We start from the raw sequence: 17771 nt of genomic DNA, 5'->3' as shown, positions 1-17771 counted from the left end.
CCGGCCACTTCGGTGTAGCCGCGCAGCTGGCTGGCGTTGGCGCCGTTGACCTCGTTGAGGATGACGTTGGCCGCGGTGCCCTGCAGGTTGGGGTTGCCGAGGATGATGCCACCCAGCTGGGTGGCCTGGGTGCGGTCGGTGGCGTTGTTGAGGATCAGCCCCTGCTGGCCGACGTTGTAGTCGCTGAACTGGTTGTGCGACAGGCCGCTGCCGTTGGGCGCGGCGATGTTGACGATGGGCACGCCGTTGCCCGCCTGCCCCAGGCTGGTGCCCGGCCCGCTGACCACCACGCCTTCGGCGGCCTGTGCCCAAAGCGGCTGCCAGAACATGGCGTTGGCCAGCAGCAGCGCCAGACCGCGCTTGGGCAACCCGCAGAACTGCTCGCGCGGCTGAATTTTGGCCGAGCGTTGGCGGGCCAGGAAGGCAAACAGGCGAACATCCATGTCAAATCTCGTCAATCAGGTGATCAGATGAAAAAGTCGAGGCGGAAGTAGACCGGGCGTTCCTTTTCGGTCAGCACGTCGGGGCGTTCCAGGCTGTGGGCGAAGGTCACGCTGGCAGCCATATGCTGGCCGCGGGCGAACAACTCCAACGAGTGGCTGCTGGCACGGCCGTGGTACTGGCCGTTGTAGCGGTCATTGCGGATCACGCCCAGGTCGTAGCCCAGGCCCAGGCCGTACTCGGCCACCAGCGGCTGCAGCAGCGGCCAGCTCACCGGGCGGGTCCAGCGCAGGTCGTTGCGCCAGTAGCCGCCGCTGTCGCCGGACAGCGACTGGTCCTTCAGGCCGCGTACCGACGACAGACCACCAAGGCTGATGCGCTGCGGGCTGAACAATACGTCCTCGCTGCGCTGGCCGGTGGCCAGGCTGCTGAAGCTCAGGCGCTCGCCGAGCACTTCAAAGCCCTGCACATAGCTGACGGTGGCGCTGTACTTGCGGTAGCGCGCCACTGGTTGGCCGGGGCGCGGGTGGGCGTTGTCCTGGGCGTCGAAGGCGCCGATGCCTTCCTGAGTGCCCAGGTCGATGTTGACGAAAGCATTGCCCAGGCGGCGGCCGTGGTTGATGCCGAACTGCGCCTCGCTCAGGCGGTTGCTGCTGCCCTCCAGGCGGCTGTCCTCGATGTAGTTGTTGGTGCGCAGGTGAGCCATGCCGGCATTCAGCGAGGTCTTGCTGGTGGCATCACGGTGCACCACGCGCTCGGCGCGCAGCTGGTGGTTCTGGCTGTCGCCGGTCTGCTTGAAGGCAAAGCCGTTGGCCTGGGCCAGGGAGCGGTACTCGCTCTCGCTGTAGCTGTAGGTGAAGTTCCACCAGCCCCACGGCAGGTTGTAGTACAGCACGCCGTTCTTCGAACCCTGGGTGTGGTCGCTGACCACGTCGTGGCCACCGCGCAGCATGAGCTGGTCGGCCAGGCCCAGCGGGCTGTCCCATTCCAGGCCGAGGTTGAGCATCTGTTCCCCGGTGCTGCGCTGGCCTTCATTGTTGCGCGACAGCGAGGCGCGCCAGGGTTTCTGCTGGGTGTTGCGCACCAGCACTTCGCTACCGCCGACGGCCTTGCCGGGGGTCAGCTCCATCTGCGCCTTGTTCGACGGCAGGCGGTTGAGCTGATCGACCATCTGCTCGACTTCGCGCAGGTTCAGACGCTGCTCGACTTCACCGGGGAAAACCATGGCCAGCTCGCGCTCGCTCAGGCCGCTGGCCGGGTCCGGGCGCAGCCCTTCCAGGCGCCCTTCCACCACCAGCACCTGCAGGTGGCCCGAAGACAGGTCCTGCTGCGGGAGGTAGGCGCGGCTGGTGACCAGGCCGCGGCCCAGGTAATGGTCGGTGATCGCCTTGAGCAAGGCATTGAGCTGGGTGACACCCAGGCACTGGTCGATGAAAGGCTTGAGCAGGCTGTCGCGATCGGCGGCGGACAGGCTGTCGGCGCCCTTGAGCTCGATGGTGTGGATATCGAAGCAGCGGGTATCTTCGGGCCGTTGCTGCTGGGTAGGTTGCGCGCTTTCGCCGGGCAGGTTGCGCAGGTCCTCGAGGCGCCGTTGCTGCTCTTCGAGCAGGCGGTTCTGGCGTTCACGGATCAGGTCCTGGTCACCCGGTGAAACGGCCCAGGCCAACGGGCTGCACAGTGTTGCAACAAATGCGAAGCGCGCATAATTGCGCGCTGAGTGAAGACGTACCGGCATACCTGTCCCTGGTGATCAACGCAAAGTGGCGCGCATAGTAAGTGGCCAGCATATTGGCGTCAATTTGCCATCAGTCAGCTTTTTCGGAGACTCCGGTAGGAAGCTGCACAAGCGCCGATCCATAGCGCTTGTGCGCTCATCAGACTCCCTTCCAGGCAGGCGTCTGATGAATCTGCCTGATCAGGGCATTACAGGCGGGACATATTGCAACGTGGTGCCCAGCGCCCACAGCAACACCAGCACCAGCGGTACATGCACCAGCAACTGCACGAACGAGAAGCCGATCAGGTCACGCGCCTTGAGCCCCAACACCCCCAGCAGCGGCAGCATGTAGAACGGGTTGATCAGGTTCGGCAGCGCCTCGGCGGCGTTGTAGATCTGCACCGCCCAGCCCAGGTGGTATTGCAGGTCGTTGGCCACCAGCATCACGTACGGCGCCTCGATGATCCACTTGCCACCGCCGGACGGAATGAAGAAGCCAAGCACCGCCGAGTACACGCCCATCAGCAAGGCGTAGGTGTCATGGGTGGCGATCTGGGTGAAGAACAGCGAGATATGGTGAGCCAGGGTCTGGGCGTCCGCGCCCTTGACCTGGGTGAGAATGGCGGCGATCGAGCCGTACAGCGGGAACTGGATCAGCACCCCGGTGGTGGTCGGCACGGCGCGAGCCACGGCATCGAGGAAGCTGCGCGGGCGCCAGTGCAGCAAGGCACCGAGCATGATGAACAACAGGTTGTAGGTGTTCAGCCCGGAAATCGCGGTGATCGCCGGCTTGGTGGCGAACTCCTGGTACAGCCAGCCGGCGGCCAGGGCCACCAGCAGCAGGATCAGGATCGGGCTGTATTCCAGCCACTCACCCGGGCGCGTGCGCTGGGGCGAAGGTGGTGCGCTGAAGCTCGGGTCCACTCCACAATCCTGCGCGCTGCGGGCGCTGTTCGGGCCAGGCGCGGTGGCATAGGCGACGATCAGCGAAACGATCACCAGCGCGGCGAGCATCACCCCGGACTGCCAGAGGAAGATGGTCTCGGTGAACGGGATCACCCCGGTGATCGACAGGATCGACGGCGGCAGGCTGGCCGGGTTGGCCTGCAACTGCGCGGCCGACGACGACAGGCCCAGCGCCCACACCGCGCCCAGGCCCAGGTAGGCGGCGGCGCCGGCGGCGCGGTAGTCCATCTTCAGGTCGGTGCGGCGCGCCAGGGCGCGCACCAGCAGGCCGCCGAACACCAGCGACAGGCCCCAGTTGAGCAAGGAGGCGAGCATCGAGATCAGCGCCACCCAGCACACCGCCGAGCGGCCGTTCTTCGGCAGCCGCGCCAGGCGGTCGATCAGCCGGGCGGCGGGTGGCGAGCTAGCCACCACATAGCCACCGATGACCACGAAGGCCATCTGCATGGTGAACGGGATCAGGCTCCAGAAGCCGTCACCGAAGGCCTTGGCGGTGTCGGTGGGCTTGCCGCCCATGGCCAGGGCGCCGAGGGCCACCAGCATCACGGCCAGGGCGGCGAACACCCAGGAATCGGGGAACCAGCGTTCGGCCCAGTTGGAGCAGCGCAGGGCAAAGCGGGCGGAGCGGCTGTCTTGGATATCAGCGGCCACGATGTTTTCCTTTTTTGGTTTTATTGGTGGATTTTGCAACAGACAAGGCAAAGCCCTATGGAAGCGCAAGCGTGGAACGGGCTCGCCCCGCGACAGCGCCCGACCAGGCGATCGTGGCACCTGGGCTGACGTCATCGCGGGGCAAGCGCGCTCCCACAAGCCCCCTCAGGGGAATGTTGATTAGAAGGTCATTTCCTCGACATCGTCCGGCACGATCAGCTTGCCGGCAGTCTTCGCGACGATTTCCTCGACACTCACGCCCGGCGCGGTCTCGCGCAGGATGAAGGCGCCGTTTTCGATCTCCAGGTAGGCCAGGTCGGTCAGCACCTTGCGGATGCAGCCGGCACCGGTCAGCGGCAGGCTGCACATGGGCAGCAGCTTGGACTCGCCGTCCTTGGAGGCATGGGTCATGGTGACGATGATGTTGTCGGCGCCGGCCACCAGGTCCATGGCGCCGCCCATGCCCTTGACCAGCTTGCCGGGGATCATCCACGAGGCGATGTTGCCCTGCACGTCCACCTCGAAGGCTCCGAGCACGGTGAGGTCGACATGGCCGCCACGGATCATGGCGAAGGATTGCGCCGAATCGAAGATCGACGCGCCACGGCGGGCGGTGACGGTCTGCTTGCCGGCGTTGATCATGTCGGCGTCGATGGTGGCTTCGGTGGGGAACTCGCCCATGCCCAGCAGGCCGTTCTCCGACTGCAGCATCACTTCCATGCCGTCGGGCACGTAGTTGGCCACCAGGGTGGGGATGCCGATGCCGAGATTGACGTAGTAGCCGTCCTTGAGTTCACGGGCGACGCGTTGCGCCATTTGTTCGCGGGTCAATGCCATGGTCAGGATCTCTTTGTTGTTCTTGAGGGCGGCGCTCAGGCCTTGACGGTGCGCTTTTCAATGCGCTTCTCGAAGGTGCCGACGATGACCCGGTCGACATAGATGCCCGGGGTGTGGATCTCGCTGGGCAGCAGCACGCCAGGCTCGACGATCTCTTCGACCTCGACCACGGTGATCTTGCCGGCGGTGGCGGCCAGCGGGTTGAAGTTCTGCGCGGTGTTGCGGTACACCACGTTGCCGTAGTGGTCGGCCTTCCAGCCTTTGACGATGGCGAAGTCGCCGGTGATGGATTCTTCGAGGATGTACTTGCGACCGTTGAACTCGCGTACTTCCTTGCCTTCGGCAACCGGGGTGCCATAGCCGGTGGCGGTGAAGAAGGCCGGGATGCCGGCGCCGCCGGCGCGCATCTTCTCGGCCAGGGTGCCTTGCGGGGTAAGCTCCACTTCCAGTTCGCCGCTGAGCAGCTGGCGTTCGAACTCGGCGTTCTCGCCGACGTAGGAGGCGATCATCTTGCGAATCTGCCGGTCCTCGAGCAGCACGCCCAGGCCGAAGCCGTCGACGCCGCAGTTGTTGGAGACCACGGTCAGGCCCTTGACGCCGCGGCGCTTGATTTCGGCGATGAGGTTCTCGGGGATGCCGCACAGGCCAAAGCCGCCGGCCAGCACGGTCATGTCGTCGGTCAGGCCCGCCAGGGCCTCTTCGTAAGTTGCTACACGCTTGTCCAGTCCGGCCATGCTCAGTCGCCTTTTGTAGTTGTTGGAACCGTACGGTCATCTTCACTGTAGTCGACTGATTTGTTAATTTTGTTTTCGTCATCGATTGATAACTTTTCCAAAACAAAGGGTCAGCCCCTCATGAACGTCAAGCAGTTGCGGGCCTTCGTCACCGTGGCCAAGTACCAGAGCTTCGCCCAGGCCGGCGAGCACCTGCACGTGTCGCAACCGGCCCTGAGCCTGACCATCAAGGCCCTGGAGGACAACCTCGGCGGCGCCCTGCTCACCCGCACCACCCGCAGCGTCAGCCTGACCCCCGAGGGCGAGGTGCTGCTGCCCCTGGCCAGGCGCCTGCTCGCCGATTGGGACGATACCGAGGAAATGTTGCGCCAGCGCTTCACCCTGCAACTGGGCCGGGTGTCGGTGGCGGCAATGCCGGCGTTCGCCGGCAACCTGCTGCCACGGTCGCTGAAGGTGTTTCGCCAGCGCTACCCCAAGGTCAATGTCACCGTGCACGACGTGATCAACGAGCAGGTGCTGGAACTGGTGCGCCATCGCCGCGTCGAACTGGGCATCGGTTTCGAGCCGGAAAGCAGCGAGGCGCTGCGTTTCCACCCGCTGTACATGGATCGCTTCGTCGCCGTGGTGCCTGCAGACTCGCCCCTTGCCCAGCAGCCCCAGGTGCGTTGGCAGGAGCTGCTGGCCGAGGACTTCATCGCCCTGCAGCGGCCATCGGCGGTGCGCCTGCTGCTCGAACAGCACCTGGCCGCCAACCATGGCAAGCTGGCGGTGGCCTTCGAGAGCCATCAGTTGTCGACCATCGGCCGCATGGTCGCCAGTGGCCTGGGAGTCAGCGCGGTGCCGGCGCTGTGCATCGAGCAGATGCAGGAGCTCGGTGCCCGTTGCGTGCCGCTGGTCGATCCCACCGTGGAGCGGCGCATCGGCGTGATCGCCCTGGGCGATCACAAGCTGTCCAAGGCCGCCGAGGCGCTGCTCGATGTGCTGCTGACCCATACCCATCCACAGGAGGTGACATGCGTTACGTGAATCTGGCGGGCTCCCGCGTTCCGGCCATCGGCCAGGGTACCTGGTACATGGGCGAGGACCCGGGCCACAGGGCCGCCGAAGTGGCGGCGCTGCAACAAGGCATCGACCTGGGCCTGGGCCTGATCGACACCGCTGAAATGTACGCCGAGGGCGGCGCCGAACAGGTGGTCGGCCAGGCCATCGCTGGGCGCCGGGACCAGGTGTTCCTGGTCAGCAAGGTCTATCCGCACAATGCCAGCCGACGCGGTGTGCCGGCCGCCTGCGAGCGCAGCCTCCAGCGCCTGGGCACCGACTGCATCGACCTATACCTGCTGCACTGGCGCGGCCAGTACCCGCTGGACGAGACGGTGGAAGCCTTCGAGCGGCTGATCGAGCAGGGCAAGATTCGCCGCTGGGGCGTGTCCAATTTCGACCTCGACGACCTGCGCGAACTGGATAACAGGGCCTGCGCCACCAACCAGGTGCTGTACAACCCGGCCGAGCGTGGCATCGAATTCGACCTGCTGCCGTGGAGCCGCGAGCAGGGCTTGCCAACCATGGCCTACTGCCCGTTGGCCCAGGCCGGGCGCTTGCTGGGTCACCCGGTGCTGACGCAGATCGCCGAGCGCCATGGCGCCACGCCGGCCCAGGTGAGCCTGGGCTGGGTCACGCGCAATGATGGGGTGATCGCGATTCCCAAGGCGGTGGATCCGCAGCATGTGCGCTTGAATGCGGCGGCGGCCGACCTGGTGCTTGCCGAAGAGGACCTGCAAGCCATCGAGCAGGCGTTTCCGGCTCCGACACGCAAGCAGCGACTGGCGATGGTCTGAGGCTTAATGAAAGTCCCGGCTGCGCACATCAAGCCCCTGCAACAGCGGGCTGATGTCTTCCAGGCGCCGGGCGATCAGGTGCCGCACCCCGCTCTCCTGCTCCAGCCGCCCGCTCACCTTGAGCAACTTCGAACCTACCAGTTCGCGCCGTTGGCGCTCTGCCAGGTCGCGCCAGACCACTACGTTGACCATGCCATGCTCGTCCTCGAGGGTGACGAAGGTCACGCCACTGGCGGTCTGTGGTCGCTGGCGCCCGACCACGATGCCAGCGACGGCGATGCTGTCGCCATGCTCGACCCCTGCCAGCTCCCTTGAACTGCGACACCCCAGCGCGCGTAAGCGTGTCCGCAACAGGGTCAGGGGGTGCGGCCCGAGGGTGGTGCCCAGGGTGTCGTAGTCGGCGGCCAGGTCTTCGGCAATGCTGGGTGCAGGCAAGGCCACCGCCTGTTCACGTGTCGATTCAACCTCGGCGAACAACGGGAGTTGCGCCTGCACCGCCGCCACCTGCCAGCGCGCCTGGTGGCGGTCGCCAGCCAGCCCGCGCATTGCCCCGGCATCGGCCAGGCGCGCCCGGGCCCGGCCATCGAGCCCGGCGCGCAGGCACAGGTCCTCGACATCCCGCCAGGGGCGCTGCGCCCTCGCCTGCTCCAGGCGCCGGGCATCGCCTTCGCTGAAGCCGCGGATCTGGCGCAGGCCCAGGCGGATGGCCAGTTCGTTCTCGCCCAGTGCCTCCAGGGTGCAATCCCACTCGCTGTGGAACACATCCACCGGGCGCACCTCGATGCCCTGGCGGCGCGCCTCCTGCAGCAACTGGTCGGGGCTGTAGAAGCCCATCGGCCAGCTGTTGACCAGCGCGCAGGTGAAGATCGCCGGCTCATGGCACTTGAGCCAGCTGCTGGCGTAGCACAAAAGGGCAAAGCTGGCGGCGTGGGACTCGGGGAAGCCGTAGCTGCCAAAACCCTTGATCTGCTCGAAGATACGCTCGGCAAAGGCCAGCTTGTAGCCATTGCGCAGCATGCCCGCGATCAGCCGCTCGCGGTGCGGCTCCAGGCCGCCATGGCGCTTCCAGGCGGCCATGCTGCGGCGCAACTGGTCGGCCTCGCCGGGGCTGTAGTCGGCGGCGACCATGGCCAGCTCCATCACCTGCTCCTGGAACAGCGGCACGCCCAGGGTGCGCTCGAAGACGGCCTTGAGCTTTTCCGATGGGTAGGTGACCGGCTCCTGTTCGAGCCTGCGGCGCAGGTATGGGTGGACCATGTCGCCCTGGATCGGCCCCGGACGGACGATGGCCACCTCGATCACCAGGTCGTAGAACTTCACCGGCTTGAGCCGGGGCAGCATGGCCATCTGCGCCCGCGACTCGATCTGGAACACGCCCATGGTCTCGGCGCGGCCGATCATGGCGTAGGTGGCCGGGTCTTCCTTGGGCAGGGTCGCCAGCGTGTACTCGAGGCCCCGGTGCCGGGCGATCAGGTCGAAGCAGCGGCGCAGCGCGCTGAGCATGCCCAGCGCCAGCACGTCGACCTTGAGCAGGCCGACCATGTCCAGGTCGTCCTTGTCCCACTGGATCACCGTGCGCTCGGCCATCGCCGCGTTCTCCACCGGCACCAGCTGGTCCAGCGGCTGTTCGGAGATGACGAAGCCCCCCGGGTGTTGCGACAGGTGCCGGGGAAAGCCGATCAGCTCCCCCGCCAGCACCAGGATGCGCCGCAGCGACGGGCTGTGCGCATCGAACCCGGCCTCGGCCAGGCGGGCGGCATCCGGGATGCGGTCGCTCCAGCGCCCGCAGCACTTGGCCAGGGCGTCCACCTGGTCGGCCGGCAGGCCGAGCACTCGCGCCACATCGCGCACCGCGCCGGCGGCGTGGTAGCTGCTGACCACCGCGGTGAGCGCCGCCCGGTGCCGGCCGTAGCGCTGGAACACGTACTGGATCACCTCTTCGCGGCGCTCATGCTCGAAATCCACGTCGATGTCCGGCGGCTCGTTGCGCTCGCGGGAAAGAAAGCGTTCGAACAGCAGGCGGTGTTCCATCGGGTCGAGCTCGGTGATGCCGAGGACAAAGCACACCACCGAGTTGGCCGCCGAGCCGCGCCCTTGGCAGAGGATGCGCTGGCGGCGGGCGAAGGCGACGATGTCGTGGACGGTGAGGAAGTAGCTCTCGTAGCCCAGTTCCTCGATCAGCGCCAGCTCCCGCTCCAGCACCGTGTTCACCTTGTCGCTCGGGCCCTGGGGCCAGCGTTCGGGCAACCCTCGGCGGCACAGTTCGCGCAGCCAGCTGGCCGGGGTCTGCCCGTCGGGCACCAGCTCACGCGGGTATCGGTATTGCAACTGCGACAGGTCGAACGTGCAGCGCGCCGCGACCTGCGAGGTCTGCGCGAGCAGATCGTCGGGGTACAGCTCGCGCAACTGCTCGAGCGACCTCAGGTGACGCTCGCCATTGGCGAACAGGTACCGCCCCGCCTCGGCGACCGCGCAATGTTCGCGGATGGCGGTCATGCAGTCCTGCAGCGCCCGCCGGCCACGCACGTGCATGTGCACATCGCCGCAGGCCACCAGCGGAATATCGAGCCGTGCCCCTAGCGCGCGCAGGTAAGCCAGGCGCTGGGCGTCGTCGGCCCCGCGGTGCAGGTGCAGCGCCAGCCACAGGCGCCCCGCGAACAGCGGCTGCAGCCAGGCCCCGGCGCTGTCGTCCGGCTCGGCCACCCACAGCGCCAGCAAGCCCTGGTGATGGGCCTCGAGGTCCTCGACGAGCAACTGGTAGCTGCCTTTCTGCGAACGCCGCCGGGCGCGGGTGATCAAGGCGCAGAGGCTCTGGTAGCCGGCAAGGTCCTGTGCCAGCAGGACCAGCTTCGGCCCCTGGTGCACCCGCACCTCGCTGCCGACGATCAACCGCACCTGATGCTGCTTTGCCGCCTGCCAGGCCCGGACGATGCCCGCCAGGGTGCATTCGTCGGTGATCGCCAGGGCCTGGTAACCCTGCTCGCGGGCGCGACGGAACAGCTCGTCGGCACTGGAGGCGCCACGCTGGAAACTGAAGTTCGACAGGCAGTGCAGCTCGGCGTAGCCGGGAGCGCTCATGCGAACCAGCCTTGCAGCCACAACGGCCCCGGGGCCGCGAGGTCGCGGAAGGCCCAGCCGCGCAGGCCATCACGGGTTTCGATGCGGTAGTAGTCGCGCCGCACATCACCACCGTCCCACCAGCCGGACTCGATGCGCTCGGCCTGTCCGAGCAGTTGCAGGCCGGTCTCGGCCAGCACCTGAGGCACCGGCAGCAACCAGCCGGGGCGTCGACCAGGGGCCATCACCAAATGGCCCTGCCCACCCTGCTCCACTCCTTGCCAGGCGCACTCGGGGCGATGATCGGCCTCGGCACGCAAGCCTTTGACCGCGTCATCGCCCAGCCGCGCGCGCAGGCGCTCGCGCAGTTGGTCCCAAGGCTGGGCCTGCTGCGCACGCGGGTCGAACAGCGCCTGGTGCTGGGGCACGAACGGTGGCAGGTCGGCGGCCAGCAGCCGCAGGTTGCGCACCGGCGCCGGGATGCGCAGCGGCTCCAGGCGGCCACGGGCAAGCTCGAACAACAGCGAGGCGTCGCGCTCGCCGGCCAGCAGGCCGACCTTGAGCACGGTGTCGGCGCCTTCGGCATGCTCCAGGTGCAACTCGAACCGCTGCACGCCACAGTCACGCCCGGCGAGGAAAGCCGCCAGGTCGTGGATAAGACGACGCAGGGGGAACAGCAGCGCCTGGTGCGACTCGACGTCGAAGTTCAGCTCCAGCCGCGCCTCGAAACGGTCGGGCGGCTGGTAGAAATCCAGCCCCAGGCTACGCAGGCCGAGCAGTTGGTCCAGGTGCAACTGCACCTGGGCGCTGAAACGCCTGGCCAGGGCATCCCGGGGTAACGCCAGTACCTGCCCGAGGCGGCGCAGGCCCATGCGGGCGAAGGCTTCGGCTGCCTCGCTGGGCAGGCCGACACGCTCGACGGGCATGTCGAGCAAGGCGTCGCGGGTTGCCTGCGGGCAGTTCAGCGCCAGGCCATCATGGCCGTTGGCGAGCATTCTCGCCGCCACCGGGTTGCTGGCCAGCACGATGCGCTGGCGCAAGCCGAGTGCCGCCAGTTCCTCGCGCAGGCGCGCCTCGAACGACGGCCACGGGCCGAACAGTTGCAGGCTCGAGCCCACTTCCAGCAACAACGCACGGGGATAGTGCAGGCTGACCTGGGCGCTGAAACGGTAGGCCCAGGCCGCGAGCAACTGTTGCAGCTGCTCGATACGCGCCGGTTCGACATCGACGCAGGCGAAACCGTCGGCCAGGGCACGGGCGGCGGTCAATGCCTGGCCGGCGCGCAGGCCCAGCGCACTGGCTGCCGGGTTGACCGCCCGCAGCACGCGGCGCTGGGGCGGCCCGCCAAGCAGCACCAGCGGTGCCTCGGGGTCGTCGCGTTCGCGCAGGACAGTGTCCAGCGCCAGCTGGGGAAACAGGATGCAGGCCCAGAGCATGGCGCATCACCCCTGCCCTGGGCAGGCGATGGGTGCGGCAGGCGGCAGGCCACCCCGGCACTTGAGCACGCGCCACTGTGCCGGGCGCAGGTCGAGGGCAATGCGCAGGGCGGCGGGCGAAGGGTTCAGCGCGGCCTGTCGCGGGCGGCAGGCAAACGCCAACGCGTTGCCGGTTTCCGCGGCCACTTGCAAACGCCGCAGCGCCCGATCATCGGCACGCTCCGGCCAGCACAACACCGCGGCGCAACTGCCCGAGCGCAGGCACTGCTCGGCCGCCCACAGGGCATCGCCGGCCTCGGCGTCGACCTGCACCAGCCAGCGCAGGTCGACTCCGGCAGCCTGCCAGGCCGGTGCATAAGGGATGAACGGCGGCGCCACCAGCACCACCCGCTGCCCTTCCCCACTCAGCCGGGCAAGCGTGGGCCAGAGCAACTGCAACTCACCGCAGCCGGGGCTGGCCAGCAGCAGCTCGCTGAGCGACGCCGCCGGCCAACCGCCTTCCGGCAGCCGACCATCGAGGGCGGCATGCCCGGTGGGCTGCAGGCCCTGCGGGCGCGCCTGGGCCTGCCGCCCGCGCCATACCTGGCGCTGGTCGAGCAGCCGGTCGAGTTCGACCACCGCGCCCATCAGTCACGCCTCAGCAAGCCGCAGAACACGCCTTCGATGAAGAACTCGCGCTCGGGGCTCACATCGATGGGGGCATAGGCCGGGTTGCGCGGCAGCAGGCGATAACCGCCGCGGATGCGCTGCAGGCGTTTGATGGTCACCTCGCCGTCGAGCCGGGCGACCACGATCTGCCCGTCGCGGGCCTCGCCCTGCTGGCGAATGCCGACCAGGTCACCGTCGAAGATGCCGTCGTCGACCATCGAGTCGCCGCGCACCTTGAGCAGGTAGTCAGGGGTACGCCGGAACAGGCTGGGGTCGAGCAGCAACTGCTCGTGGATATCGAGGTCGGGCCCGATCGGCGCACCGGCGGCGACCTGGCCGAGCACCGGCACTTCGAGGATCTCGGGCCGGCGCAGCGGCTCGGCCAGGCGGATGCCCCGCGCCTGGTTGGGGGTGACGTCGATGAAGCCGCCCTGGCTCAGGGCGGTGATGTGCTTGCGCGCCACGCTGCGCGAAGCGAAACCGAAGCGCTCGGCGATGTCGGCCAGCGACGGCGGCTGGCCTTGATCGGTGATGCGCTCGCGGATGAATTCGAGGATGGCGCGGCGTTTGGGGGATAAATTGTCCATGGAGCACATTTGTACTCCTTTCTGCGAAAACTGAACAGACCCCTTCGTCGCCGGCCTTCCGCGCCCAGGCTCAGTAGCGAATGGACAAAGCGATCGCCTCGTTTGGCGTCTGGTGTTTCTCCAGTAGCGCGAGTACGTCCTTCTTCAGTTGCGCCTGCTTGTCGATCAGCGGCAGGTCGCGGAACTTGTAGTCCAGGTCGGCATAGCTCTCCGAGACACCGGCATTGAGGTGGTTCTTGCCGAAGGTGTGCACGATGTGCTTGGACTTCCAGATGTCGTACTGGCTGAACACCTGTTCCGCGGGCAAGTGCTTGGCGACCGCGAACGGCAGCCGGGTCAGCAGGCAGTAGTTCATCTTGTACTTGTGGAACTGGTAGTGCTCCAGGGAGTGGACGAACGATACGTACCAGATATAGGTGGCGATCACTTCGATGTTGAAGGCCTTGTCATTGGCCTGGCACGGCAGGTTGACATAGCGGCACAGCTCGGCGACCCAGTTGTTGATGTAGGGCTCGGAGCCGTCGCGCAGCAGGTCGTCGTAACTGGCCGTGACGAACTTCAGCACCGCCGCGTAGTAGTCGCGGTACTGGGCGTTGAGTGCGTGCTGGCCATTGAGGTACTGGTCGAACGGGATGGCGAACTTGATCTCGAATTTCTGGGTCAGCGCCTGGTCTTCGGTGTCGCGCTTGTTGTACATGTTCAGGGCGTTTTCATAGCCGACCTTGTAGAAGGTCTGCGCCGAGTAGTAGCCGATGCAGCTGTAGAGGAACTTGTCGGCGATGCCTGTGGTTTCGCGCAGCGACAGCGGCGATTCCTTGAACTGGTGGTTGAGCATCAGGATATAGGCGGTGTGCGGGTCCATCAGCTTGTGGAAGTTGGAGCCCTTGGGCACCAGGTTGAACAGGAACGCCGCTCCCATTTCGGCGAAGAACAGGTGATGGTGCAGGTGCGCGCCGAGGATGAAGAACACCATGGTGTTCGACATGAAGTAGACCTTGGCCAGGTCCCAGTGCGGCTCGCCCGGGCCGACGCTGAAGCCGTCGCGCAGGGTGATGCGCATGCTGTCGGTGGCGAAGTCCTGGGCGATGGAAATGCTGGCCACGTCGAACACCGAGCTGGACAGGCGGATCTCGCGGGTGAAATCACGCATGTCGAAGGTCGATACGCCATCGACCGTCTGCAGGTAATGGGTGATCTGCGACGACATCAGGAAGACTTTCAGGTCCTCGTCGGAAATCGCCGTCGGTTGCGGGAACTGGCCCAGCGGTACTTTGTAGTAGTCGCGGTTGGCCTTGATGATCGACTGGATGTAGTTATGGTAGACCTTGTCTTTTCTCCAGCGATAGACCAGTTCGGCGGGCAGTTTCTTGGGGATGTAGCCCATGTGGTAGTCAGTGCCCGGGATCGCCGTGCTCTCCATCGAGATGGAGTCGCGGTTGTAGTGGCGGTAGCCGAAGTAGCGCGGCAGCAGCCATTTCAACTGCACCCACTTCCAGGCCAGGAAACTGGCGCTGAGATTGATCGCGTACAGCGACAACAGCAACGGTACGAACTTTACGTAATACAGGCCGATGTACACATGCTTCAATGGCTCGGCCCGGGTCTTGCTCATCAACAGGATCACCGGGCTGGCGGTGATGAAAAACGCCAGCAGGATAACTTCCAGCATGCTTCAAACTCCTTGTTCGATCGCTTTGTTCTTCTTGCGGCTTGCGCCGTAGCTGTACAGGCAGGCGCCTGTGAAAATCACGTTGACGACGCTCCAGATGAGCGCGGCGTCGGGGCTGTACCAAGTCGTCAGATCGAAGGCCGGCAGGTTCATCAGCGGGGCGTCGCCGGCGATAGTGCGCACGAACAGGTAGAAGCCGAAGGTGTAGGCGCGGGCCTGGAAGTACAGGTCGGAGCGGCGCAGGAGCAAGGCGTAGGCCACCGGCGCCAGCAACAGCGGCAGTGCGTAGCCGAAGGTGGTGATCCGCGCCGAGTACAGGAAACACAGGTTCCAGGTGGTGTACAGGTAGGGCCAGTAGGCCGGGACGCGCACCACGAAATCACTGTGGCGGCCTGAGATCTCCCAGTGTTGGCGCGAGTACGGCAGGCACAGGATCAGGCCCACGGCGGCGACGATGTTGAGGACGTTGCCGGTTTGCCAGTCGATCACTGAGGCTTCGATGATGTTGAGCACGATCACCAGGTAGATGAGCTTGTAGATGAAACCTTCGATTTTCGGCCTGTACCTGGCGTAAGCCAGGAAGCACATGGGCAGCAGCACGCTGATGGTCTTGATGCGCATGAACAGGTTGGCGTTCGGCACCAGTAACGCCGGCAGCGCCAGCACGAAGAAGGTCAGGCCCACCAGGCGGTAGCGCCTGAACAGCTCGGCGACCAGCAGCAAGACCGCGAAAAGAACCAACATCAACAACAAGGTGTTCGGCATGAGGTGTTTCCCTACTCATTCATGGATCGACGTGGGCCAGGCGCGAATGGCGGGCACGGCAAAGCCTGCCGCGCGCGGCGCCAGGCCAGAGGCCCGGTGCCGTGGAGCAATGGACGGATTACGTGGGTGTGGTGTTTGCCAAGTGGGCCGAGACGCGACCTGGCTCAGGCCTTGCCGAGCACGTGGGCCTCAGCCTCAAGCCATTTCCTGATGGCTTCGGGCATCGGCGCGGTAGTGGGTTCGACCTTGAGCTTTTCGGCGATCACCGCGTTGGCGACCAGGCCTTTGCGACCGACCCAGGCGCCCTTGGAATAACCAGTCACCACCACTTCACCGGCACGGTTGAAGAAGGTGTACTGGAAGTAGGTCCAGCTCTCGTCGAGGCAGCAGATGCTGAACTCGGCGGTGTATTGTTCGAACATGGAAAGTTGCTTTTTATAGACGACCAGATTACCGCCGAGCATGGGTTTCCAACCCAACTTGAAGGCAGGAATAAGGATCTTCGCACGCAGGCAAAGTTCCAGCATGAACAGATCGACAATCGTCATGTAACGGCCGTTGTTCATGTGTTTATTGATGTCTATATCGTTCGGCCAGACCCGCAGCGTACGCTGCAGCGTTTCGGTCAGGGCCATCGGCGGCTTGAAGAAACCGCGCAGAATAGCCAGCAACAGACGGATGTAGAGATTCATCCAGTTATCCCTCCCTAGGATTTTTATTATCGTTCCCTGTTCGGTCACCCGTTGTTTTTTCGGGTGGCCGCAAGCGGCGCGTTGCAGGCCTGCTTGTTTAATTCCGGAGCGGGGCGAAAGCTAACAGCTTTCAACAGGAGCAACCAGTGGCAACAGCCTCAATTAAACGGAAAAACGCAACTGAATAACCGGTCACGTTTGGACTTTATATCCAATTGATGCTGAAACGTTTGTTGGTTGATGACATATCTATCCGTAGTGATGCACATCAGTCTGTGGTGCTGCTCAGTGCCCGGCGCAGTGCCTCGGGCAGATCAACCGGTTGCTTGCTATCGGAGCAGACGCATACCTGGGTCATGCTGGCGCGGAAACATGACTCGCCACTGGCTCCTACCCCTTCCACATTGAAACTGAACGATGTGCGGCCGAGCGGCCCGCTGCTGACGTGCACGCGGATCAGGTCGTCCCAGGCCATCGGCGCCAGGAACTCGATGGACAATGCCCTTGCCGGCGGCATGACACCCATGGCGAACAGCTTGCGCAGGCCTTCGCCGCCCAGCTGGTGGGAAAGAAACTCGTGGATCGCCTCGATGACGAAGTAACTGATACGCGGCGTGTAGACGATCCCGGCGGGGTCGCAATCGCCGAACAGGATCTTGCGGGTGGTGACGAAAGGCATGGGGTGGGTGCTCCGTGCAGTGGATGCCTGGCAGCCGATAGTAACCGTTCAGGGTCTCTTGGGGCTGGAGCGTTTGCTCGGCAGCCCCACTGCCTGTGAGACTTGTGCCGAAAACGCGAAAGAACCGGCCAACTGCACTTTCCAATGCTGATGGCATAAGATGCTGCTGAATGGTTTCTCCCCCTTAAGGATGCCCGATGCTGACCGCCCTGCTGTTCGATCTCGATGGGACCCTCACCGATACCGACACACTGCACTTGCAAGCCTTCCGCAAGCTGCTGTACGACTACGATGGCCGCGAGCTGACTCAGGAGCAGTTCAACACCCAGGTCAGCGGACGCTCCAACGGCCTGTTGTTCGCCGAGCTGTTTCCCCAGGCCGATGCCACCCACCGCCAGGTCCTGGCCGAGCGCAAGGAGGCGTTGTTCCGCGAACTGTCGCCAACCCTGACACCAATGCCCGGCCTGCTGCATCTGCTGGCACATGCCGAGCAGCACGGCATCGGCATGTGCGTGGTGACCAACGCGCCGCGCCTGAACGCCGAGCACATGCTCGGGGCCATGGGCCTTGGCGAGCGTTTCGGCCATGTGCTGGTCGCCGATGAGCTGGCACGGCCCAAGCCCGATCCCCTGCCCTACCTTACCGGGCTGCAGTGCCTGCAGGCCCAGGCCGGGCAGGCGCTGGCCTTCGAGGACTCGCTGCCTGGCGTCAAGGCGGCTGTCGATGCCGGCATCTTCACCGTGGGCCTGGCCACTACCCAGCCGGCCGAACGACTGCTGGAAGCCGGGGCGCGGCTGGTGATCGAAGACTATGACGATCCGCGGTTGTGGGATGTGATCGGACGGATGCAAGAGACGGCCTGATCAACTGACACCTCATGGCTTTTTCCACCGGCAGGTCGACCTGAGTTTTGCAAACGTTCGAATTGTTGCCGTTGCCGTTGCCGTTGCCGTTGCCGTTGCCGTTGCCGATCAGGAGTCTAGCGCCCTACCCAGCTAGCGACAGCTGCGTCAGCCCAGGCGCCGCCCGTAACTTCGCGACTTCAGGAGGCCGAACG

Annotated in this window: 16 protein-coding genes; 3 read left to right on the top strand and 13 right to left on the bottom strand. The window is 65.3% G+C overall.

Features of this window, described 5'->3' with window-relative positions; translation table 11 throughout:
• The 5 genes from BMY03_RS25825 to BMY03_RS25805 all read right to left on the bottom strand — a co-directional run.
• The coding region (locus BMY03_RS25825; RefSeq protein WP_143067583.1) for a two-partner secretion domain-containing protein at window positions 1–443 on the bottom strand (443 nt) is incomplete at its 3' end.
• A gap of 23 nt (window positions 444–466) precedes the next feature.
• A complete protein-coding gene (locus BMY03_RS25820) occupies window positions 467–2176 on the bottom strand; it encodes a ShlB/FhaC/HecB family hemolysin secretion/activation protein (RefSeq protein ID WP_082120409.1) in 1710 nt (569 codons plus the stop codon).
• A gap of 180 nt (window positions 2177–2356) precedes the next feature.
• Window positions 2357–3775: a short-chain fatty acid transporter gene (locus BMY03_RS25815; RefSeq protein ID WP_094012630.1), complete on the bottom strand. Its 1419-nt coding sequence runs from the start codon at window positions 3773–3775 to the stop codon at window positions 2357–2359.
• 180 nt (window positions 3776–3955) lie between these two features.
• Window positions 3956–4612: a CoA transferase subunit B gene (locus tag BMY03_RS25810; RefSeq protein WP_023632551.1), complete on the bottom strand. Its 657-nt coding sequence runs from the start codon at window positions 4610–4612 to the stop codon at window positions 3956–3958.
• 35 nt (window positions 4613–4647) lie between these two features.
• Window positions 4648–5346, bottom strand: a complete 699-nt coding sequence (locus BMY03_RS25805; protein ID WP_023632552.1) for a CoA transferase subunit A — start codon at window positions 5344–5346, stop codon at window positions 4648–4650.
• A gap of 120 nt (window positions 5347–5466) precedes the next feature.
• Between BMY03_RS25805 and BMY03_RS25800 the strand changes: the two genes are divergently transcribed.
• A complete protein-coding gene (locus tag BMY03_RS25800) occupies window positions 5467–6372 on the top strand; it encodes a LysR family transcriptional regulator (protein ID WP_038706217.1) in 906 nt (301 codons plus the stop codon).
• Window positions 6360–7181, top strand: coding sequence for an aldo/keto reductase (locus BMY03_RS25795; protein WP_094012629.1), 822 nt, complete (start codon window positions 6360–6362; stop codon window positions 7179–7181). The genes BMY03_RS25800 and BMY03_RS25795 overlap by 13 nt, the downstream gene beginning before the upstream one ends.
• Before the next feature lie 3 nt (window positions 7182–7184).
• Here BMY03_RS25795 and BMY03_RS25790 read toward each other — a convergent pair whose 3' ends face one another.
• From BMY03_RS25790 to BMY03_RS25755, 8 genes are all read right to left on the bottom strand, one after another.
• Complete coding sequence (locus tag BMY03_RS25790) at window positions 7185–10259, bottom strand: error-prone DNA polymerase (RefSeq protein ID WP_094012628.1); 3075 nt, start codon at window positions 10257–10259, stop codon at window positions 7185–7187.
• Window positions 10256–11674, bottom strand: a complete 1419-nt coding sequence (locus BMY03_RS25785; protein WP_094012627.1) for a Y-family DNA polymerase — start codon at window positions 11672–11674, stop codon at window positions 10256–10258. The genes BMY03_RS25790 and BMY03_RS25785 overlap by 4 nt, the downstream gene beginning before the upstream one ends.
• Window positions 11675–11680: 6 nt before the next feature.
• On the bottom strand, window positions 11681–12301 hold the full coding sequence (gene imuA, locus BMY03_RS25780) for a translesion DNA synthesis-associated protein ImuA (RefSeq protein WP_094012626.1): 621 nt from the start codon (window positions 12299–12301) through the stop codon (window positions 11681–11683).
• Window positions 12301–12909 (bottom strand): transcriptional repressor LexA, encoded by a 609-nt coding sequence (gene lexA / locus BMY03_RS25775; RefSeq protein ID WP_094012631.1) that lies wholly within the window; start codon window positions 12907–12909, stop codon window positions 12301–12303. Before lexA ends, imuA begins: the two co-directional genes overlap by 1 nt.
• Window positions 12910–12979: 70 nt before the next feature.
• The gene (locus BMY03_RS25770; RefSeq protein ID WP_023630673.1) at window positions 12980–14578 is read right to left on the bottom strand and encodes a hypothetical protein; all 1599 of its coding nucleotides are present in this window, start codon (window positions 14576–14578) and stop codon (window positions 12980–12982) included.
• A gap of 3 nt (window positions 14579–14581) precedes the next feature.
• Complete coding sequence (locus BMY03_RS25765) at window positions 14582–15343, bottom strand: hypothetical protein (protein ID WP_094012625.1); 762 nt, start codon at window positions 15341–15343, stop codon at window positions 14582–14584.
• A gap of 164 nt (window positions 15344–15507) precedes the next feature.
• Complete coding sequence (locus BMY03_RS25760; protein WP_052062209.1) at window positions 15508–16035, bottom strand: thioesterase family protein; 528 nt, start codon at window positions 16033–16035, stop codon at window positions 15508–15510.
• A 268-nt stretch (window positions 16036–16303) separates the two neighbouring features.
• Window positions 16304–16714: an acyl-CoA thioesterase gene (locus BMY03_RS25755; protein ID WP_094012624.1), complete on the bottom strand. Its 411-nt coding sequence runs from the start codon at window positions 16712–16714 to the stop codon at window positions 16304–16306.
• A 197-nt stretch (window positions 16715–16911) separates the two neighbouring features.
• On the opposite strand from BMY03_RS25755, the gene BMY03_RS25750 reads away from it, so the two are divergent.
• Window positions 16912–17577: an HAD family hydrolase gene (locus BMY03_RS25750; RefSeq protein ID WP_094012623.1), complete on the top strand. Its 666-nt coding sequence runs from the start codon at window positions 16912–16914 to the stop codon at window positions 17575–17577.
• Window positions 17578–17771: the final 194 nt, after the last annotated feature.

Source organism: Pseudomonas soli, assembly GCF_900110655.1.
Taxonomy (GTDB): domain Bacteria; phylum Pseudomonadota; class Gammaproteobacteria; order Pseudomonadales; family Pseudomonadaceae; genus Aquipseudomonas; species Aquipseudomonas soli.
The sequence above is the reverse complement of the archived record's forward strand: the minus strand, read 5'-3'. Positions and strand labels throughout refer to the sequence as shown.